This is a genomic window from Dyadobacter sp. CY347 (assembly GCF_021502655.1).
Taxonomy (GTDB): Bacteria; Bacteroidota; Bacteroidia; order Cytophagales; family Spirosomataceae; genus Dyadobacter.
In genome coordinates this window covers 231,232-252,133 of sequence record NZ_JAKFFT010000004.1, presented here as the reverse complement: position 1 = coordinate 252,133, position 20,902 = coordinate 231,232, and the positions used below count along the sequence as shown (strand labels likewise).

Here is a 20,902-nt window from a genome sequence, read left to right as displayed (position 1 = left end):
CAGCCTACTGTATTTTGCCTAGTTTTGGGAATGATCCGGAACTACTTCAAAATCGCATGGCGTAACCTGCTCAAACGCAAGTTTTATTCGCTGGTAATGATCATTGGCCTGTCGGTCGGGATGACATTTACATTCCTCATCATGAGCTTCGTATGGGGTGAATTGAAGGTCAATAGTGATTTGCGTAATGCTGATAACCAGTACATTGTCCGCAGCAAGTGGAAGAATCCGGATATGGGCATCGATATGGCAACGCTCGGTCCGCTTGGAGCAACATTAAAAGCCGATTACCCCAACCTCGTCGCGAATTTTTACCGTTATGACGGCATTACCGTTGCCGTTTCCAAAGGTGATAAGCATTTCCGCGAGGAAGTTCAGACGGGTGACTCCACATTGCTTGCCATGTATGGATTTCCTCTGTTGCATGGGAATGCGATAACCGCATTGAAACAGGCCAATTCGGTGGCCATAACCGAAGAAAGAGCTTTAAAATATTTTGGCAGAACCGATGTGTTAGGCGAAACAATAACCTTGCATAATTTCATCGGCGGCAAGCAGGAATTCCAGGTTACTGCCGTTTTGAAAACGCTTCCCAACAATTCTGTCAATAATCTGTTGCCGAAACCTGCCGAAGTTTTTATTCCGATAAGCAGTCTGGACGGCAGAAAGGGAGCGCAAGACAACTGGGATTTCCCTTACATGATCACCTACATTGAGCTCCAAAACGGCGTAACACCGAAAGATCTAGAAAAGCCTATTGCGCAAACACTTGCAACGCACGGATCAGCGAACACGAAGACCAATCTGGGAGTTTACCTTACGCCGTTAAAAGAATATTATTTGCAAGCAAATAATGGATTGGTCCGTAAGATGATCTACACGCTGTCCGGTGTGACGCTGTTCATTCTGCTCATGGCCATTGTCAATTTTGTAAACATCTCCATTGGAAAATCTTCCTCTCGTTTAAAAGAAATTGGTGTCCGAAAGGTGCTTGGGAGCCATAAAATTCAGCTGATTGGGCAGTTCCTTGCAGAATCCATCATTCTTGCATTATTGGCCATGCTGTTTTCTATTTTGTTATACGAAGTTTCGCGCGGTGCATTTGCTGATATTTTAGGAAAACCACTGCCCTCATCATGGGCTTTATTTCCCTATTCGCTGGTTATGCCATTATTTTGTGCACTAATAATTGGTTCATTGGCAGGCATTTATCCGGCCTTTGTTCTCTCAGGCATTTCTTCCATCGACTCCATGAAAGGCAAACTCAAATCGATCAAGGAAAATGTAATGTTACGGCGCGTGCTTATTGCTTCTCAGTTTGTGATTGCTTTGTTTGTGTTTGCGGGCGCAATGGTCATCTCCCGGCAGGTCAATTATTTTTTCAACAAAAACCTCGGCTACAACAAAGAATCGCTTGTTTCCATCGCCGTTCCCCGCGATTGGACTCCGGAAGGATTATCTAAAATGGAGGCGATCCGGGACCAGCTTTCGCAATTGAAGGAAGTAAGTAATGTGAGCTTATCCTACGAAATCCCGAATGGAAACAATGGCGGGCATGCCGGACTTTACAAGTCCGGCCAGGATTCAACGCTGGCCATTCACACGCAATTCGTGAGCACGGACGAAAAATATGCCGACACTTATCAGATCAAAATCCTGGCTGGAAAGTTCTTTAATGCAAAGCAGGGCACATTTCAGGCCAATCGCATTGTGCTGAACCAGGCTGCGACGAAAGCGTTGGGATATCCGAATCCGGAAGATGCTGTTGGCCAGCAAGTAAGAGTTCATGACGTGCCTGGGGTGCTTACCGTGGATGGTGTCTCAGCAGATTTCAACTTTGCATCTATGCATCAGGCTATTAAGCCATTGAGATTTTTTCATATAAAAGAAGGGAACGCCTTTCGATTCCTTACATTCCGCCTGAACCCAGCCAATTTAGGAGAATCAATGGCCGTTATTGAAAACAAATGGAGGGAATTAATGCCCGGTGCGCCATTCGAATATTCTTTCATGGATGACACGCTTCAGAAATTGTATCAATCCGAAATGCAGTTGAAAAAAGCTTCGCAGATTGCCACTATTTTATCTGTTTTGATCGTCTTACTAGGCGTACTCGGCATGGTTTCCCTCAATGTCGCACGCCGGACGCGCGAACTGGGCATCCGCAAGGTCCTCGGCGCCACGGAAATAGGCATCATCATGCTTTTCCTGAAAGAATTCGTGCTCGTAATGGCCGTGGCGATGCTCATTTCCTTTCCACTCGCATTCCTCACCATGAAACGCTGGCTGGAAACCTACGCCTACCGCATCCAGGTCGGCTGGGAACCGTTCGCACTCGTCGGGCTGGGATTCGGCTTAATTATCATCCTGCTAGTATGCCTGCAAACAACAAAAGCAGCATTGATGAATCCGGTTAAGAACTTGCGGAGCGAGTGAAGTAAGTCTTAAGATGCTGCTAGCAAGCGAAGAAACGACTGTAAGTCTATGACCAGTAATTTTGGAAACAGGATGTTTTTGAATACATCAAAGTCCCGATCATTACTCACAAGATAATCGCAATTTGAACTGATTGCCAGGTCTGAAAATTTGTTATCATCAGGATCACTCGCCACTAAGTTCCACTTGAAAGCCGGCTCCGAAAAAACGACATTATGAGCAACTGCTAGCTGATGCAGGATGAACTGAGCAGTTTTTTGAGAATAGGTTTCAGTGAGGATTTCATCGTACTCCATTAATATCTCATTGCTGACATACCATTCAAATTTGCCAGATTTAAAATCGATATATAGTTGATAATATGGGCTTTTGGGAGGAATTGAAGCCCTTAGACAATTGGTATCTATAACGGCTTTAATCATTTACTCCTAAAATTATCATCTGACAGCATCTTATGATAATCCTGAGTTGAGTATTTTTTCTTATCTAGAACTTCTTCCAATTCTTTTTGCAATCCATCATCAAAGTAGTCCATCAGCATTTTTCGAACTTTAAGTTCATCCGTTTCGCTAATGCCTTGCTCAAAAAGCCGTAATATGCTAATCTGCATATCGTTAAGCCTGCCGTTCCCACGAAATCTCTCTGATGTTGACACCATTTTCTTCCTGATTTACCTATGCAATTTAATAAAATTACCAATTCATACTAACTCAACCTCACCGAAAACAGGTCTTTCGATCGCAGGTAAATGTAGGTGACGACGATGATGGTGAGGATGCCGCCGGCCATGACAGAGGGGACTGCCCCAAAGGCTTTGGCCATAACACCGGATTCGAAGGCGCCCAGTTCGTTGGAGGAACTTACGAAAATGCCATTCACAGCAGCAACGCGTCCGCGCATTTCGTCGGGAGGATAAATGAGCAGGATTGTTTGTCTTACAATTACACTTACACTATCAAAAACACCGGTGGCGAACAGCGCCGCACAGGACAGCAGAAAATTGGTGGATAACGAAAAAATAATAGTGCAAACCCCAAAACCTGCCACCGCAATGAGCATATTCCGCCATGCATTGTGCGTGGGCGGATAATAAGCCATGGCAAACATTGTAAGCAGCGAGCCAATCGATGGAGCCGCCCGTAGCAATCCCAGACCTTGTGGTCCTACTTTCAAAATATCTTCTGCAAAAACGGGTAAAATAGCCACCACACCGCCAAAAAGCACCGAAAAGAGGTCCAGCGAAATGGCATATAACACGATCCTGGTGCGGAAAACAAACCGAAAACCCTCTTTCAGGCTTTCCATAATGGGCGTAACGATCTTGGGAAACTCAGGACGCGTTTTGATCATGCCCAATAAAATCCAGCAGATCACGAAATTGGCAATAACGATCAGTAATGTGTTAGTAAGGCCCATGTAAGCATAAAGGAAACCAGCAATGGCCGGGCCGGTTATGGAACCTGCCTGCGAAAAAGAGCTGCTCCAAGTTGATGAATTGTGATAGATCACCCTGGGAACCAGAAACGGTTTTAACGAGCTGGAAGCGGGTGAGTAAAAGCCTTTTGCAAAACCTATTAAGGCAAAAACAGAATAGATGACAATCAAATGCTGCGCCTCCGAAAGTGCATTATAAATGAATGGCTGAAATGCCATATAAAGGATCACCGAACCAAGCAAGATCACCACCAGGCTAATGTGCATGATCGTAATCTTGTTCTTCTGATCAGCCACATAACCGCCGAAAATGGATGTGATCACGAACGGGATCACCTGTGCAAGCCCGATCAGTCCAAGTGCCAGCGGATCATGCGTGAGCTTGTAAAGTTCGTATGCAACAATCACTTCCTGAATAAGGATAGATGCCGAAAAGAGAAACGAATTGGAAATAAAAAACCGGAAATCAGAATACCGGAGGGCGGCGTAAGGATCTTGGGAAGATACTGTTTTCAATGCAGTTGAAATGGTGTTCTGTCTGGTAACATCTTTCTTATCTGATAATGTTCATTTTGCATCGTCCGATACCGTACACATTTGTACGAATTCGGACGATTGGGCTTTTTAAACAAAAGTCAAATATATCATAATCAACGGCTTACCCTTTTGGCAAGCCTTTTTTTGGTACGACCTGTATAAGAGACGACGGTATATGCATTTGCTTTTCAAATCGCTTGTCTGTAATTATACCCGAAATCTCAAACTCAAAAATTTATATGATTAAGTTAGAAAAGATATCCAAATATTACCCGGCAGGTTTTGGCAAAACTTATGTGTTGCGCCACATTGATTTACACATTAAAGAAGGCGAGTTTGTTTCGATCATGGGACCTTCCGGTTCAGGTAAATCGACATTGCTGCATATTTTGGGATTGCTGGAAGAACCTTCCGAAGGCGAATATCTTTTTCTGGATGAACCCGTTCAAAAATTGTCTGAAAAAAAACGCACAGAGCTGCACCGTCACCACATTGGGTTTGTGTTCCAGGCTTATCACCTCATCGACGAACTAACTGTTTATGAGAACATTGAAACACCGTTACTTTACAAAGGGACACCTGGTTCCGAGCGCAAAAGCCGGGTTGCTGAATTGCTCGACCGGTTCAATATGGTTGCAAAAAAAGACCTTTTCCCACACCAGCTTTCCGGCGGTCAGCAGCAATTGGTGGGCGTTGCGCGTGCCATTGTGCACAACCCGAAAGTGATTTTCGCGGATGAACCGACCGGAAACCTGCATTCGGAGCAATCGATCGAGATTATGGAATTATTTCAAAAACTTAACCAGGAAGATAAAGTCACCATCGTCCAGGTAACCCACTCGGAAATCAATGCCGGTTACGGAAACCGGATTGTACGCCTGAAAGACGGGTGGTTAGCCTAGCATCATTTATTAGCCATGAAACATTTAATTTTACTTTTTTGCCTTTTACCGGTTTTCGGGAAAGCGCAATCTACGCTCAGCCTAGCTGAATGTGTGGACCTGCTCGTCAAGAATAATCTTTTCTATCAGCAAGGAAGCCTTCAAGCTGAGGCTGCACAGGCACAATTGAGACAAACCAAGTCACAAGTTTTGCCACAACTTTCATTCGGGTCAACGCAGACGCTCAATGCCGGTCGCAGTATAGACCAGTCTACCAATACGTATATAGATGAGGTTTTCGGTAATAATTCGCTCGGAATTAATTTTCAGATGCCCGTTTTCCAAGGTTTCAAAGTACAGAACCAGATCAGGCAAGGTGTTTTGCTAAAAGAATCTGCCGATGAAAATCGTACCGCTGTTTTAAACACGCAAACGGTGTTACTGATGCAAGGATACGTAAATGTATTGGCCACAAAAGCACTTTACGAATCATGGACCGAGCAAGTTTTATCCTCCGAAACGCAGGTTGACAGAATTTCAAAACAAGTTAATGCCGGTACGCTGGGCGTCAACTTACTATATGAAATCAAAGCGCAGCTGGCCAATGATAAATTCAGCCAGGTGACGGCATTGAGCGATTACCGAACCGCCAGACTGGCTCTTTTTCAGCGGATGAATGTCACGCCCGACGACAAGGTCGAATTCGAACCACTTGCTCCAAAAGACACAACAATTACCGCTGCCAACGCGATCGACATTTATGAAGATGCTCAAAAAAGTTTCCCGGAAATACGCAGCGCAGAATTGTATCGTCAAAGCTTCTCCTATCAGGTAAAATCAATTAAAGCGCTCAATTATCCTTCGTTGGGACTACAAGGCGGATTTGGAGCCGTATATGCAACCAGTAACAAGAACCTGGACTATTTTAACCAATTAAATTCGACTCGTAACGGCTACCTGCAACTGAACCTTAATATTCCGATTATGGGCCGGTGGCTTACCAAGCCGAGGGTTGAGCTGGCTAAAGTGCAGGAACGCCAGGCGCAAAATACGTTGGATGTAACCAACCAGGTCCTGAGACAAGCCATTGAACTGGCCGTATTGAACTTGCAAACCATGGCAGACAGACAGGCCTCTGCGGAAGGTCAGGTGGAATCGCTTACAGCAGCATTTGCTGTGATTGAAAGTAAAATAAACGCTGGAATTGCCAATTCGTACGAATATTCCCTCGCAAAAGCCAACCTTGCAAAAGCACAGGCAAATGCCATACAGGCAAAATATGATTATCTCATGCAGCAAAGATTATTGCAGTACTATCGCCAGGGAAACTGGTCGGGCGTATTTTAAGACATTAAAGAATGTTAGGTTAAATTTGGTATCGGTAATCTTTAAGAGGCAGTGACATTATCACTGCCTCTTTTTTTGTACTTTTTTGCTAAAAAAAGTTAAAGTTCTCATTGGTTACATAAAGATCATTATCTTGCTTTCAGTAACTAAAAACATCAGCTATGAGAAAACTTATCCTCTTCTCGTCCCTCGGCATTTTATGTCTGGTTGGCGAGGTTCAGGCACAGCTTGCGAAGGGCACACGATACTGGGGCGCAACCATTACGTCCAATGGGCAAATTAATGATGAGGACTATGAATCGCCTTACAAATCCACAAACAACTTTGTAAACATTTATCCCTCACTCAGAACTGGCTGGTTTTTCAAGGATAACACCATGTTCGGCCTTGACCTGAGCCCCTCCATCAGCTTTTCCAGATCAAAATACAATTTGTCAGGAGATGACTCTGAATACAAATACAACGGACTTACTGTGAACCTGACGCCATATATAAGGAAATACAAATCACTGAGCCCTAAGTGGTTGCTATATGTTCACTCGGGAGCTACGCTGAGTTACGTCCGGACCAAAAATACCAATACGAATGAGTCTGACTTTAAAAATGGCTACGGTGCCGGACTCAACATTGTGCCAGGCGTTGCCTATCGGCTGACGCCCCGTTTCTGGCTTGAATCGGACGTCAGCGTTTTTAATCTCAATCTCTCCTACGTCAATTTTAACAACACCAACAGCGTCAATTTTCGGACCGGGTTGACATCTCAAATTCAGCAGTATTTCACATTGAGAGCTGCCTGGTACATTCAAAAATCTAACTGAACGGCGACATGAAAAAACCGATATTACTCATACTATTATTGCAAATCTGCCTGGCAACCACAGTGATGGCCCAACTCGAAGGAAGGCGATTCCTTTCGGGTGGCATAGGCATAGATTTCTCAAATACTAACCCGGATTTGGTTGAGGCAACGAACGATTACAGCGGAAATATCAACATTGGCGTAGGGAAATTTACTACGCAGAACAAAGCAGTTGGCTGGAACCTGAGTGGTTATCTGGGAGGACAAAAAACCCTGCGCTACGTCAACGGGCAATATGAGCCTAAGAGCGGAATCAATCAATATGGCGTTGGTGTAGGGCGGTTTTGGCAATTTTATAAACATTTTAATGAAAAAATTGGCATCTACGCCGGCCCGGACGTAAACCTGAGCTTTAATTACAAAAAGGAAAGGCTTACCGATCAGGAAGACGTTAATGAAAGAAAAACGTATTCCACAGCGCTGTCATTGGGCGTAGGTGCAGGCATATATTACAGGCTTTCGGAAAGATGGTGGCTGGATGCCAGCCTTGGATTTGCCACTCCTTTTTCTGTGGGTTATTCAAAAGTTGATAACGATTTTATTGGCTCCAATACAAGCTCGAAAGCCAATCAGTTCAGTTATAACCTGTCGCCATCATTTACCTTTCCAAGCGTCGGCTTAGGACTTCGTTATTTTTTGGCTGATTAAAAAAGCGGCTTGATTTCTAAATTTTCAGACTTTTTACATTAAAAACCATGTGGATATGCCTTCTTTGGTATATCCACTTTTTTGTCTTAATGAAAAATTATTTCCTGTTTCTTGCTGTCTTATGGCTGAGCGCTTGTCACAAACCCAACACTGCCAATCTCGCAGAACCCTGGCAGCCCGATTATGACGTAAAAAGGTCAGAGTCGTCGATTGTGGCGTTCGAGAAAAAGGATGCAGAAAAGATGCCTGCGCCGGGCGGGATCGTTTTCACGGGAAGTTCATCATTTACCAAATGGCAGCATGCAGCCGAAGACCTTGCCCCACTGCCGATTATCAACCGCGGCTTTGGCGGCTCCACATTCCCCGAAGTGATCTATTACGCGCCCCGTAATGTATTGAAATACAATCCCAAAACCATTGTCACCTATTGCGAAAACGATATGTTCGGCAAGAAGTCCAAGACGCCTGAACAGGTTCGGGATGAGTATGTTACGTTCGTAAAAATGGTTCGCAATAAACTTCCGGATGTTCAGCTATATTTTGTTTCACTAAAACCTTCGCCTTCCCGATGGGCGAAAAAGGAGGATGTGATCAAGGTCAACCAGCTGGTCCAGGATTACATTAAGAAAGACAAAAATCATCATTATATAGATGTATGGCCAGTGATGTTGAAAAACGGCAGGCCTGATCCCAGCATATTTGTGAGCGACAGCCTCCATATGAATGATGAAGGTTACCGCCGCTGGACGAAGGTTTTTGAGCCGATTCTGGAAAAGGCATTGTAGAAAAAAGGTTGACCGAAGGGTCAAATCCAAAGATTTTAAAAGAACAGTAAGGGTATTGGTTTTAACGTAAAGTCACTATATTAACCGAAAAATACATTTCCGGATAAAAAAGTGATATCGCATTCGAATAATGAAAGTAACAGCGGTTTTTGACATTGGCAGGACCAATAAGAAGTATGTACTTTTTGATGAAAAGTATCAGATTATAGATGAATTTTCAGAATCACTTCCGGAAACAACGGACGAGGATGGGTTTCCAACCGAGGATATAGAACTGCTGACCAAGTGGGTGCAGGATCGCTGGACAGCATTGCTGGAAGATCCAAAATATGACATTAAGGCGGTAAACGTGGCCGCGTACGGCGCAAGTCTGGTTCATCTGGATGCTTCCAACAAACCGCTTACACCATTATATTCGTATTTAAAACCCTTTCCGGAGGAGCTTTTACGGCAATTTTACAGCACTTACGGCGACCCTACCCGGCTTTCCCTGCAAACAGGCTCTCCGGCTATGGGGATGCTGAATTCAGGCATGCAGCTTTACTGGCTTAAATACACTTACCCCGACATTTACAAACAGATTGCTTCAACATTACATTTACCCCAATACATTCTCTATCTGCTAACTGGCAGAAAAGTAAGCGATTACACTTCACTAGGCTGTCATACAGCACTTTGGAGTTTTGAAATGTGGGATTATCATGAGTGGGTTAAGGAGGAAGGAATTCACAAAAAACTTGCGCCGGTTCTTGCGTCTTCTTCATTTATATACAGGCATAACGACAAAGGCATTCAGTCCGGATTTGGCCTGCATGACAGTTCATCAGCATTGATTCCTTACCGGATGGCCGTTAAGAAACCATTTGTGCTGCTTTCAACCGGAACGTGGTGTATCAACTTTAATTCCTTCGCTTCCAAGCCGATGACTTCCTATCAGCTGGAACGCGATTGCATGAATTACCTGACGCCCGAGGGCAGCGGTGTTACAGCTTCCCGCTTATTTCTGGGCAGGGAACACGATTATCAGGTCGCGCGCATTGCCGAATATTTCCGCGCAGAGCCGGATTTTTATAAGGGTGTTGCGTTTGATGAAGAGATATTAAAACAGGATACGCCGCCTTTCTATACCGCTTGTATGGTCGGAAACGGCCCTTCCCCCGAACCTAGTCCACAGGAATGGCAGATCAGCGCATTTGCATCTGCTGAAAGCGCCTACCATCATTTGATCAAAGGACTTACGGAATTACTGTTCTTATCACTCGATTTGATCGGCATCAATGATGTACAGGCGATTTACATTGATGGCGGTTTTGCAAGAAACGAGATCTTCGCAAAACTCATCGCACGTCATTATCCGAATCACACGGTATACGCGACGGATCTGCCATACGCGACTTCCCTGGGCGCAGCATTGCACGTGACGAGGCCGCAAACCTTCGATTTTTCAAAAGAGATTTACGAAATACAGGCATAAATCAGCTTAACTGATCCTGCTCCAATTGGTCGCTTCCTTGCCCATATGCTCAATGTGGGCGCGAATGGGATGGTTTACAGGTTGGAGCAGGTCGGGATCTGCATTCAGTATTTCCTCTGCGGATTGTCTGGCAGCTTTCAAGATCTCCCCATCCTGCGCCAGGTTGGCAACCAAAAGATCCAGAAGCCCGCTCTGCTGTGTTCCCGACAAGTCACCCGGACCGCGCAATTGAAGATCCACTTCTGCAATCTCAAAACCATCATTTGTCCTGCACATGGTTTCAATGCGGAGCTTGGTTTCCTTGCTGATTTTATAATCGGTGATCAGAATGCAATAGGATTGTTCTGCACCCCGTCCTACCCTGCCGCGCAACTGATGTAATTGAGATAAACCAAACCTTTCCGCATTTTCAATGACCATTACGGATGCATTGGGCACATTCACTCCAACCTCGATAACCGTAGTAGCGACCATAATTTTTGTCTCGCCGCGCACAAACCGGGCCATTTCGTAATCTTTATCCGCCGATTTCATTTTACCGTGCAAAATGCTGAGCGGCACGTCGGGAAATGCCCTTGAAACACTCTCATAGCCATCCATCAGGTCTTTCAGATCCATTTTTTCGGATTCTTCAATCAGAGGGTATACCATGTAAATTTGCCTTCCCTTTGCGATTTCATCTTTTAAAAAACCAAAAACAGACAACCGGTGCGCGTCATAACGGTGAACGGTCTTAATCGGTTTTCGCCCTGCCGGGAGTTCGTTAATGGCCGAAATGTCGAGGTCACCATATAATGTCATGGCTAATGTCCGCGGAATGGGAGTTGCAGTCATTACCAGCATATGTGGGTTAATGCGGCTGTTTTTGGCCCACAACTTAGCACGTTGCGCCACGCCAAAACGATGCTGTTCGTCTATAATGCATAGTCCCAGATTCTTGAATTGCACAATGTCTTCAATAAGCGCATGCGTGCCCACGATAATGTGCATGGAACCGTCCAGCAATTGATTATGGATCAATTCGCGATCTTTCTTTTTGGTTGAGCCGGTGAGTTTGCAAATGTTAACACCCAGCGCATCGGCGAATTTCTTTAAGCCCTGGTAATGCTGATCTGCCAGAATTTCCGTTGGGGCCATCAGGCAAGCCTGGGCATCATTATCCAGCGCAAAAAGCATGGAAATAAATGCGACAATAGTCTTTCCCGAACCTACATCGCCCTGCAAAAGGCGGTTCATTTGTCGGCCGGTTTTCAGGTCCTCATGAATTTCTGCCAGAACCCGGATCTGAGCATTCGTTAATGTAAAAGGCAAATGATTTTCATAAAACTGCTTAACCAGGCTGGTATGGCTAAAAATCATCCCGGGATATTCCGTTTTATGCAGCAGCTTATTTTTAATCAGCCTGAACTGATTGTAAAAAAGCTCTTCGAATTTTAATCTTCTTTGGGCCTGATGCAGCCATTGCGAGCTTTGCGGCAGGTGAAAATTCCAGAGCGCATCCGCTTTGGAAACCAATCTGTATTTCTGAACGAGCGTTTCGGGAAGCGTTTCCCGGATGTGTGGCCTGGAAACTTCCAGCAGCGATTTCATCATCCGGCTTATCACACGGCTGTCGACAAATTTTCTGCGAAGCTTTTCGGTAAGCGGATAAATGGGTTGCCAGAAACCCCCGTTTTCGTTTTCCGGCGTAATCAGGTCCAGCTCCGGATGGGTAATGCTCCATCTGCCGCCGAACGCAACGGGTTTTCCAAAAACAATGTACTCAGTGTTCGGTCGAAGATTCTTTTCATACCAGGCAATGCTCTGAAACCAAACAAGTTCCAATATGCCCGTACCATCTGTGAAGTATGCCACAAGCCGCTTCTTATTTCCCTCGCCTGTAAGGGTCCATTCGCGGAGCCTGCCCTTGATCTGAGCGGCCGGAAGCTGGTCGTTCAGGTTCTTGATCTGATGAAAAACGGTCCTGTCTTCGTGCCGGAAAGGATAATGTTGGATAAGGTCACCAAACGTGAAAATGCCAAGTTCCTGATTCAGGAGCGCCGCTTTTTGTGGGCCAACACCTTTCAAAAACTCGATTTTTGTATCAAAGAAGCGTGTTCTTACTGTTTGGTTTGCATCAGAAGTCATTATTCAAATATAGCGCGAATTCATAAAAAACAAAGATTAGCAGCGTCCGATATGTTAACCAACGTTAATGTCACCACTTATTCGCGCTTTTAGAACTAAACGGCTTGATTAACAACTTTTGAATTGCGTATTTCGTTAAAATTTAAATTTTTTATACCTAAAAATCAATTTCAATCTTTATGAAAACCACATTTTTAACGCTTTTTCTGACATTAGTTTCATTGACATGGGCAGCTGCACAAAGCCCGAGAGTAACAACCGACGGCCCTAATGTTAGCATTTCTTATGGCCAGCCTTCGAAAAAAGGACGGGTTCTTTTTGGTAAAGAAGGAAGCGAAAGTTTGGAAAAGTATGACAAAATATGGAGAACCGGTGCAAATGCTTCTACTGAAATTACTTTCAAAAAAGACGGCATGTTTGCTGGCAAAGCGGTGAAAGCGGGCACTTATAGTCTATTCACGATTCCCGGAGAAAAAGAATGGTCTGTAATCCTGAACAGCGTTTTGGGCCAGTCTGGCGCTTACGACTATGAAAAAAATAAAGGCAAAGACGTTTTAAAAGTAACGGTGCCAGCCAAAACATATCCTACATCAGAAGAAAAACTTACGTTCAAAGTAAGCGCCACTTCGCTTGATTTTCAATGGGATAAGTCAGGTTTTTCGGTTCCTTTGAAGTTTTAATATTTATAAGGCAAAAAAGAGCGGGCAACTTTCCATTGAAAGTTGCCCGCTCTTTTTTGCCTTATAAATTCTCACGAATCATATTTTCCAGCACTTGCAGATGATCGGTAAATGCTTTCTGCCCTGCGTCTGTCGCCTTGTAGGTTGTGAGGGGCTTTCTGCCTAGGAACTGTTTCTGGAATTCAATGTATTTTGTTTCTTCCAATGCCTTTAAATGGGAGGCCAGATTACCGTCGGTGAGCTGCAAAAGTTCTTTTAGTTCATTAAAACTGAGCGAATCGTTCACCACAAGCACAGACATCAGCCCAAGCCTAATTTTACTCTCAAAAACTTTATTAAACTTCTCTAACCACTCCATTCGTTACGGACCATAGGCCCCGTTCTTGGCGACAAATTTTATCTATTAAGCTCCATAAACAGCATTGCATCCCTGTTTCGAAGCCAGACTGCCTGGTCACGCTGATTGTTAGCACGGGTAGTTAGCAGTGTCGACACAAACCCGGTGCCGAGGGATACCCAGAAGAAAGTCTTCACACTGTTTCTATTGCCCGAAACCAACGAATTAACCGAGCCAATTACGCCTGCCATGGACAAAACAAATGCAACATTCCGCGTCCGCCGGGAGCTTTTGTAAAGTTGAAGTCCACCTGGTGATATGATAAATTCCTGTTTCAGCGCCTTCTGACCTCTGTACAGCATATTGTTTTTCACAAAACTATTTCCGCTTTGCAAATAAATAGTCTCTTTATCATACCATTTCTTAGCCATCACCACGGCGCTGTCCGAAACAGATTGACCATTGCTGACGAAGGAAAATAACAGCAATGCAATGCACATGAGGCCTTTTGCAACAGTTTTATTGCTCAATTTTTCCCGTTCATAACGGTTATACATGGCCAGTCCATAAACGATGTGGAGCACGCCGAATCCCAGCGACCAGAATAACAGGGAATAGTTTGTAATGAAAAGCGCCAGGCTGCCGAGCGCGATTTCGCAGATGCCCATGTAAAAGAGCTCCGGGTACGTGAATTTGCTCGCGTTGACCAATGCAATGCCATAAAAAATCAATGTTGCCGGAAATACGATCCATATCATGCGATGGTAAAGCAGCATAGCCAGACAAAAGATCCCGCCCGTCAAAAGCGGAACAAGCATGCCGACCAGCAATCTTTTTGAACTTCCATTCCAAACCGTAAGCCCTCGTTTTCTTCCTTTGCGGACGGTCAGGATCATGCCGGCAGCCAGCGAAAGGACCAGGACACAGAGGCCATCTGCGATTAAAAACCGCGCAACATCCTGTTGATTAGCATTGCCGTAAGGTGAAACCGGCGACGAGATTTCCGCAAGCCAGCCGGTTTTGAATTTAACATAAGCCACGCCAGCGCCTATCAAAGCGAAAATGCCGATAAAAACACCGCTTAACCCGCTTAATGACAGAAATTTAGAAGACCGCTCCATCAGGCTGCGGATCTCGTTCAATGTATGCAGAGAGTCCTCATTTGAATTCATAAAACGAAGGGAAATGTTGGATCAAAAAAGGAGCAAAAATTTAGGGACAAAAATAATAAGCCCTACCAGCACCGCAGAAATCGCCAGGAGAAGCACAGCCGCAGCAGCAGTGTCTTTTACAACCTTAATCACGGGATGATAGTCAGGCATAACCAGGTCGGCGAGCTTTTCAATGGACGTATTGAATGCCTCAGCCGCGAGTACCAACGCTATCTGGATTATAATAATGGTCCATTCAACGCTTGAAATATCGAAAAACACACCGGCCATTAAAACCAGGATGCAAGCCATTAAATGGATCCTTGCGTTGTTTTCGTAGCGAAATAGATTGTAAATCCCCACCCCCGCAAAGCGAAAACTGCGCGCGGCTTTAAGAAAATCTATGGGTCCGTTCATTTTGTTTGAGTTCTGCGAAAATATGGAACGCAAAGTACAACAACATCAGCACGAACGAAAACGTCCATGTGTGTTTTATGGAAGCCTGCAACTGAGAATGGGAAGGATTATTTTTTGTTAACCTCTGCAAAAGCCTTCATCATGGCCCATTCCCTTCCGGCCGTAGGAGCCTTAAAAGTTTCCAGGCAGCCGCGGTCTTGTAGAGTAATGTAACAGGTTTTGCCATTTTTGCCGCCGAAACAAATGTTTGAAACCTTTTTGCCAATGGTGGTAATGGTCTGGATTACTTTGCCTTCCGGCGACAGCACAGCCACTTCGCCTTTTCCATGCCGGGCAATGTAAAGATTGCCTTCAACGTCGCAGCGCATGCCGTCCATTCCGCCGTCTTCAAATTTATGCAGGAGCTTTTTGTTGGATAAAGAACCATCAGGCGCCAGGTCGAAAACCCACACGTTTCTTTGCACGCTTTCGTTGACATACAATTTCTTCTCGTCCGGGCTTACGTCTATTCCGTTGGTAGTGCCCATATTTTCGGCCACCAACCGCGTTTTGCCTTCGGGTGAAACGTGCCAGATCTGCCCGGTGCCTTCTTTCCAGTTGGGGTCTGAACAGAAGATGTGGCCTTTTGCCGTGATAGCCAGGTCGTTAGGCTGGTTCATTTTCGGTTCGTTCGCAAAAACGGAAATATCCTTTGTGATCAGGTTTACTTTCAGGACATTATGCCCGGTAAAATCTGCTACAAAGAATGTGTTTTTGTCGGCAAACCGGATTCCGTTGCCCGTGCTGCCTTTGGGAAGGGTTATGAAAAAGCTTGCGCTGCCTTTCCTGTTCATGATCGCAACCGTGCCGTCGCGCGCGAAATTCACTGCATATACGTTTCCTTCGCTGTCAACCGCGGGACCTTCACAATTGCTTGTGAATTCGCCTTCGTTGGAGAATTTTTTGCTTTTCGTTTGTGCAAAGGATAGTTGTGCAAAAACGGTGCAGGAAATGAGGAGGAGCAAAAATTTATTCATGATCAAGAATTTCAAGGCACTAATTTTTCCATTTGATCGCGCAACCAACCGGCTTGGTAATGGTTGTAACGACGGGTTTTCCGGTCAAAAGATTGCTAACGGCTTCATCTGCATATAGTTTAGTAACACCGCCCGGGTCCTGCGGATTATCGTCGATCATACCAATGTAACGAACCGTGAATTTGGCTCCGTTTTTTTGCAAAATATAAACCTGCGGCGTTCGGCCCGCACCAAATGCTTTCGCAACCTGCTGTGATTCGTCTACCAAATACGGATAACCATATCCTTTTGATGCGGCACGTTCTTTCATTTTCTCAAATGTATCATCCTGGTGCGTTCCCGGGTCACTTGGGTTAATAGCAATAACGGGAAAGCCTTGCGCAGCAAACTTATTATTCAAAGCAATGATCCGGTCTTCATAGGCTTTGGCAAAAGGGCAATGGTTGCTTGTAAAAATCACAATAACGCCTTTCGCATTATTGAAATCATTTAAGGAAACCATGTTACCATCCGTGTTTTTCAGCCGGAAACCTGCCGCTGCATCACCAACCTGATAACCTCCCGTCTGCATTATTTCAGTCAATAACAACCTCAAATCAGTCGCATACGACTGCCTACACAATCCTACTCCTGCAACCATTAAAATCCATAAACAAATTTTCATTTTTTTGCTTTTTAAACGCATTCTTATGGTTAGACGTAAATTTTGGAATAAAGTAACAGTTGAGATTGTTAAGTTTTGTTAATGCTATAATGGAACGCTGCGACAGCTGGTAATCTTATAAAGGTAATGTTTTGAGCAAGTTTAACTATAAGGCAGCAAATAATTATACGTCACGCTTCGAACTTGTTGAAGATTTGCGTTAAAGCATTGTAATTCTGTATGCAAGTGTCTATCTTTGCACCTCATTTTAGAAATCAGTTTTACATAATTTATTAACATGTACGCAATCGTAGAAATCGCAGGTCAGCAATTTAAGGTTGAAAAGGGTCTCGAAATCTTCACGCATAGGCTTGAAGGTGACGTGAACGCTGCTCTTGTGTTTGACAAAGTCCTTCTGGTTGATACCGCAGGCACAGTACAGGTAGGTCTTCCAACAGTTGCAGGCGCTTCTGTTAAAGCAACTGTCCTTGAACACCTTAAAGGTGAAAAAGTGATCGTCTTCAAAAAGAAAAGACGTAAAGGTTACAAAGTTAAAAATGGTCACCGTCAGTATCTGACGAAGATCAGCATTGACGAGATTGTAGCTTAATCAGTTTTAAATAAAGAAATTATAATTAATAGTTAAGATATCATGGCACATAAGAAAGGTGTAGGTAGCTCGAGAAACGGACGTGAATCGGAAAGCAAGCGTCTGGGCGTAAAATTATTCGGTGGCCAGGTTGCCAAAGCAGGAAATATCCTGGTTCGTCAGCGCGGAACCAAGCACAATCCTGGTAACAATGTAGGCATCGGCCGTGACCATACTTTATTTGCATTGGTTGAAGGCAATGTAGTTTTCCGTAAGACTCGTCAGAACAAGTCATACGTTCACATTGAACCGCTTGCAGTTGTAGCAACTGAGGCTCCTGTTACAGCAGAAGCATAGTCAGCAAAGGTCAAGATTTGACAATAATGAACCCGAAGGATTTACAGTCCTTTGGGTTTTTTTATGTTTCAGGGTGGGCATCAAACCAAAACCCCGATTTGCTTGTTTACCCTACACAAAGTCATTTACCCGTTTAAAACATACTTACCAAGAAATGCTAACACGCCCAGTTTTTGTATATACTGAATTAAGTCCGAACCCTAACTCGATGAAGTTTGTGCTCAACTTTGAGCTGGTGCCAGACGGACTATCATTTGACTATCCTTCTCTGCAAGCAGCTTTGGAAGAAGGAAAAGCTTCACCGCTTGCTTCGGACCTGTTTCAGTTCCCGCATGTAAAAAGGGTTTTCATTGCCAGCAATTTTGTTACGATCACAAAAGACGATACCATTGCCTGGGAAGAGGTTTTACGTGATACAAAACAATTTATTAAAATATATTTTGAAGAAAACCATCCCGTTTTTGAACAGCAAACGATTGATAAAAATACATTGATCGTCGATTCGAGGGATTCAGATACAGTTCAGCAGATTAAGGCAGCATTGGATCAATATGTGCGTCCGGCTGTTGAATCGGACGGAGGCGCTATTAATTTCCATTCGTTTAATGAGGATTCGGGTGTCGTAAAGGTGCTGTTACAAGGATCATGTAGCGGCTGCCCTTCTTCTACCCTGACATTGAAAGCGGGCATCGAAAATCTGCTTACGCGTATGGTGCCGAATGTGAAAGAAGTGGTTGCGGAAGGCGTTTAAAGTTTTCAGACATATTGATATCGAAACCCTGTCAATCACCGGCAGGGTTTCTTTTTTTGTGCCGTTTCACTAGTTTCGAGCTATGAAGCAACCGCTGCAATTTTTTTTGGATCAAATTGAAAGTCTGCAATCCAATGGAACTCGTTATTTTCCCGAAGGGATCTTTCCGGCACACAGGGAAAATAAATTGATCGGTTACCACCGGCCGGATACGACCATCTTCTTTTCCGCAATCACGTGCTTCACATTGCAATCCATTGCCAGATATGCAGACGATGAACAGCAAAAAACCATTGAACGGATCTGTAATGATGTGATCAAAAATTACCCGGATTTTCAGAACAAAGACGGGCTGAAAACCTATAATTTTTGGAAAACCAGGCCGTCACGACATTTCCCGAACGGGCACATCTTCCACCGTTTCGAACATTTCCGCATTCCCGACGATGTGGATGATACTGCATTCATTTACCTGACAACCAAACCTGATAATCAGGAACTGGTCTGGCTGAAAGAGAAACTTAAACTCCACGCAAACGGGACGAAGCTGAGCGTCCGCAACACGTTCAAAGAATATAAAAACCTTAAAGCTTACTCCACCTGGTTTGGCAAAAACATGTATGTGGAGTTTGATGTTTGCGTCCTGAGTAATTTAATGTACTGCATCTTTCAATACGATCTACCTCTGAATGAGCATGATGCGGATAGTTTGCAATACATCCGGTCGGTGATTGAAACGGATCGATACATTACAATGCCCTTCCGATGTGCACATCAATATCCGCGGACGCCACTCATTATTTACCACGTTGCACGCTTGATAGCGGCTTTCGACCCACCTGCTTTGCAACCCGTTAAGGACAAACTGATTGCTGATGCACAGCGTATCCTGAAAACAACAGATAATGCAATGGACCAGGTGATCCTTTCCTCTTCGCTGATCCGGCTGGGCGTAAAGACCAGGCGCATTGACATTGAAAATTTTACCGAAAAGGATTTTGAGGGATTCTTTTTCTTCATTGCCGGCCTGCTTACGGCTTACGAAAACCCGATACTTTACAAGCTCGCTATCAACCCGTTATTTCACATGCACTGGATCTGTGAAGCGCATTGCTGGACACTTTTGGCAGAATATGAGACGCTTTGGAACAACGCAGCGCAGAATATGCGTTAAACTTTCATTCGATAACCGACCATGAGCGCAATGTCCGAAGCCACAATTTCTTTGCAGGTAAAGCACATTATCCAGGAGGCAACTGATGCGAAGACATTTGTTTTTGAAAGAACGAACAAACAACCATTCACTTACAAAGCCGGACAGTTCCTCACTTTCCTGATTCCCATGCACGGGCACGAAACCCGGCGATCATATTCCATGAGCTCTGCTCCGAATGTGGATGAAGATCCGGCCATAACAGTCAAACGCGTTCCTAATGGTGAAGTTTCTCGCTTTTGGATTGATACAGTTAAGGTTGGCGATCAGTTTGATGTGCTGCCGGCATCGGGCAGGTTTGTATTAGAAGAATCTTTCGGTAGGCCTCGCGACATTGTGTTGATTGCCGCCGGAAGTGGCATAACCCCGCTTTTTTCGATTTTAAAAGAAACCCTGATCCAGGAAAAGGAAAGCAACATTACGCTGCTCTACGCCAGCAGGAACGTGCGGCATGCCTTGTTTCATGACCAGATCCGCCAATGGCAGGAGCGATTCGCAGACAGACTGAACGTCATCCACATTCACAGTCAGCCGCTTGACGACTGGAATGGCATGCGTGGGCGCATCAACAACACCCGGCTCGAACAACTCGTCAACAAATCATTGCGATTTCAGCCTAGAAACGCCCGTTTTTTTATTTGCGGACCTTACGAGCTAATGCGGTCCGTGGAGATTACATTGCATTTCATGGGCTTCACTTCCTTACAGATCAGGAAGGAGAACTTTATCATCCCGGCTGCGCCACCGCCACCGCCTGTCTCCTATCCGCATGTGATCAAGCTTAACTTCCGGGATCAGGCGTACGATTTATTCGTTCCTGCGCACACGACTGTGCTCGATGCAGCGCTTGCGGCGGGCATTAAGCTGCCTTACAGCTGCAAAGGCGGAAGATGTTCGACTTGTGCAGGCATATGCAGGACCGGAAAGTTGCATATGATTGTAAATGAGGTGCTTACCGACCGCGACTTGGCGGATGGATGGATCCTGACATGCTCGGCTTACGTAGACTCTGCGGATGTTTCAATTGATATCATTTAAGCTATTTCAAACAAAAAGCGTATGAATGTTACTTCGTACGCTTTATTATGGATTTAGGATTAGCAGAAAAAGGGGAGTAATTCTGGAAAAGGTTAAAGGTTAGGTTCTTTCAGGTGTTAAGGACGAGGAATGTAGAATTATATTTTATTTAGGATCTTCCTGACAAAATTAATTGTAAAAAT

Annotated in this window: 22 protein-coding genes; 13 read left to right on the top strand and 9 right to left on the bottom strand. The window is 44.6% G+C overall.

The features are described from left to right. The first annotated feature begins 30 nt into the window (after positions 1-30). Positions 31-2,436, top strand: a complete 2,406-nt coding sequence (locus L0659_RS09220; protein ID WP_235125613.1) for an ABC transporter permease — start codon at positions 31-33, stop codon at positions 2,434-2,436. 8 nt (positions 2,437-2,444) lie between these two features. Here the strand turns inward: L0659_RS09220 and L0659_RS09215 are convergent, their stop codons facing one another. From L0659_RS09215 to L0659_RS09205, 3 genes are read right to left on the bottom strand one after another with little or no spacing between them, the layout of a single operon-like run. Next, positions 2,445-2,858: a putative toxin-antitoxin system toxin component, PIN family gene (locus L0659_RS09215; RefSeq protein ID WP_235125610.1), complete on the bottom strand. Its 414-nt coding sequence runs from the start codon at positions 2,856-2,858 to the stop codon at positions 2,445-2,447. Next, the gene (locus L0659_RS09210; RefSeq protein ID WP_235125608.1) at positions 2,855-3,094 is read right to left on the bottom strand and encodes a hypothetical protein; all 240 of its coding nucleotides are present in this window, start codon (positions 3,092-3,094) and stop codon (positions 2,855-2,857) included. The genes L0659_RS09215 and L0659_RS09210 overlap by 4 nt, the downstream gene beginning before the upstream one ends. 47 nt (positions 3,095-3,141) lie before the next feature. Further along, positions 3,142-4,386 carry an MFS transporter gene (locus L0659_RS09205; RefSeq protein WP_235125606.1) on the bottom strand — a complete coding sequence of 415 codons (1,245 nt, stop codon included), beginning with the start codon at positions 4,384-4,386 and terminating at the stop codon, positions 3,142-3,144. Positions 4,387-4,646: 260 nt separating this feature from the next. Between L0659_RS09205 and L0659_RS09200 the strand changes: the two genes are divergently transcribed. The 6 genes from L0659_RS09200 to L0659_RS09175 all read left to right on the top strand — a co-directional run bounded on the left by L0659_RS09200 (position 4,647) and on the right by L0659_RS09175 (position 10,401). Continuing rightward, positions 4,647-5,309, top strand: coding sequence for an ABC transporter ATP-binding protein (locus tag L0659_RS09200; RefSeq protein ID WP_235125603.1), 663 nt, complete (start codon positions 4,647-4,649; stop codon positions 5,307-5,309). 15 nt (positions 5,310-5,324) lie between these two features. After that, positions 5,325-6,635, top strand: a complete 1,311-nt coding sequence (locus L0659_RS09195; RefSeq protein WP_235125601.1) for a TolC family protein — start codon at positions 5,325-5,327, stop codon at positions 6,633-6,635. 161 nt (positions 6,636-6,796) lie between these two features. Continuing rightward, positions 6,797-7,453, top strand: a complete 657-nt coding sequence (locus L0659_RS09190) for an outer membrane beta-barrel protein (protein ID WP_235125599.1) — start codon at positions 6,797-6,799, stop codon at positions 7,451-7,453. A gap of 8 nt (positions 7,454-7,461) precedes the next feature. Further along, positions 7,462-8,142, top strand: a complete 681-nt coding sequence (locus tag L0659_RS09185; RefSeq protein ID WP_235125597.1) for an outer membrane beta-barrel protein — start codon at positions 7,462-7,464, stop codon at positions 8,140-8,142. An 89-nt stretch (positions 8,143-8,231) separates the two neighbouring features. Further along, a complete protein-coding gene (locus L0659_RS09180) occupies positions 8,232-8,927 on the top strand; it encodes a GDSL-type esterase/lipase family protein (protein ID WP_235125596.1) in 696 nt (231 codons plus the stop codon). A gap of 130 nt (positions 8,928-9,057) precedes the next feature. After that, positions 9,058-10,401: an FGGY-family carbohydrate kinase gene (locus tag L0659_RS09175; protein ID WP_235125594.1), complete on the top strand. Its 1,344-nt coding sequence runs from the start codon at positions 9,058-9,060 to the stop codon at positions 10,399-10,401. A gap of 6 nt (positions 10,402-10,407) precedes the next feature. Here L0659_RS09175 and recG read toward each other — a convergent pair whose 3' ends face one another. Further along, entirely contained in the window at positions 10,408-12,528 is a 2,121-nt protein-coding gene (gene recG / locus L0659_RS09170) for an ATP-dependent DNA helicase RecG (protein ID WP_235125589.1), read from the bottom strand. A 179-nt stretch (positions 12,529-12,707) separates the two neighbouring features. Between recG and L0659_RS09165 the strand changes: the two genes are divergently transcribed. Beyond that, positions 12,708-13,208 carry a DUF2911 domain-containing protein gene (locus tag L0659_RS09165; RefSeq protein ID WP_235125587.1) on the top strand — a complete coding sequence of 167 codons (501 nt, stop codon included), beginning with the start codon at positions 12,708-12,710 and terminating at the stop codon, positions 13,206-13,208. Positions 13,209-13,269: 61 nt separating this feature from the next. Here L0659_RS09165 and L0659_RS09160 read toward each other — a convergent pair whose 3' ends face one another. The 5 genes from L0659_RS09160 to L0659_RS09140 all read right to left on the bottom strand — a co-directional run bounded on the left by L0659_RS09160 (position 13,270) and on the right by L0659_RS09140 (position 16,700). Further along, the gene (locus tag L0659_RS09160; protein ID WP_235125585.1) at positions 13,270-13,566 is read right to left on the bottom strand and encodes a transcriptional regulator; all 297 of its coding nucleotides are present in this window, start codon (positions 13,564-13,566) and stop codon (positions 13,270-13,272) included. Positions 13,567-13,604: 38 nt separating this feature from the next. Next, a complete protein-coding gene (locus L0659_RS26410; protein WP_310590693.1) occupies positions 13,605-14,717 on the bottom strand; it encodes a hypothetical protein in 1,113 nt (370 codons plus the stop codon). Positions 14,718-14,738: 21 nt separating this feature from the next. Further along, positions 14,739-15,113 carry a diacylglycerol kinase family protein gene (locus L0659_RS09150; RefSeq protein ID WP_234611849.1) on the bottom strand — a complete coding sequence of 125 codons (375 nt, stop codon included), beginning with the start codon at positions 15,111-15,113 and terminating at the stop codon, positions 14,739-14,741. A gap of 107 nt (positions 15,114-15,220) precedes the next feature. Then, entirely contained in the window at positions 15,221-16,129 is a 909-nt protein-coding gene (locus tag L0659_RS09145; RefSeq protein ID WP_235125583.1) for an SMP-30/gluconolactonase/LRE family protein, read from the bottom strand. 19 nt (positions 16,130-16,148) lie between these two features. After that, entirely contained in the window at positions 16,149-16,700 is a 552-nt protein-coding gene (locus L0659_RS09140; protein ID WP_409019065.1) for a thioredoxin family protein, read from the bottom strand. Between the two features lie 370 nt (positions 16,701-17,070). Between L0659_RS09140 and rplU the strand changes: the two genes are divergently transcribed. The 5 genes from rplU to L0659_RS09115 all read left to right on the top strand — a co-directional run bounded on the left by rplU (position 17,071) and on the right by L0659_RS09115 (position 20,720). Then, positions 17,071-17,382 carry a 50S ribosomal protein L21 gene (gene rplU, locus L0659_RS09135; RefSeq protein WP_026632321.1) on the top strand — a complete coding sequence of 104 codons (312 nt, stop codon included), beginning with the start codon at positions 17,071-17,073 and terminating at the stop codon, positions 17,380-17,382. A gap of 42 nt (positions 17,383-17,424) precedes the next feature. Continuing rightward, on the top strand, positions 17,425-17,718 hold the full coding sequence (gene rpmA / locus L0659_RS09130; protein ID WP_235125576.1) for a 50S ribosomal protein L27: 294 nt from the start codon (positions 17,425-17,427) through the stop codon (positions 17,716-17,718). 154 nt (positions 17,719-17,872) lie between these two features. Continuing rightward, positions 17,873-18,469 (top strand): NifU family protein, encoded by a 597-nt coding sequence (locus L0659_RS09125; protein WP_235125571.1) that lies wholly within the window; start codon positions 17,873-17,875, stop codon positions 18,467-18,469. 82 nt (positions 18,470-18,551) lie between these two features. Beyond that, positions 18,552-19,643 (top strand): hypothetical protein, encoded by a 1,092-nt coding sequence (locus L0659_RS09120; RefSeq protein WP_235125569.1) that lies wholly within the window; start codon positions 18,552-18,554, stop codon positions 19,641-19,643. A gap of 30 nt (positions 19,644-19,673) precedes the next feature. Continuing rightward, positions 19,674-20,720 (top strand): ferredoxin--NADP reductase, encoded by a 1,047-nt coding sequence (locus L0659_RS09115; RefSeq protein WP_235125566.1) that lies wholly within the window; start codon positions 19,674-19,676, stop codon positions 20,718-20,720. The last annotated feature ends 182 nt before the right edge of the window (positions 20,721-20,902 follow it).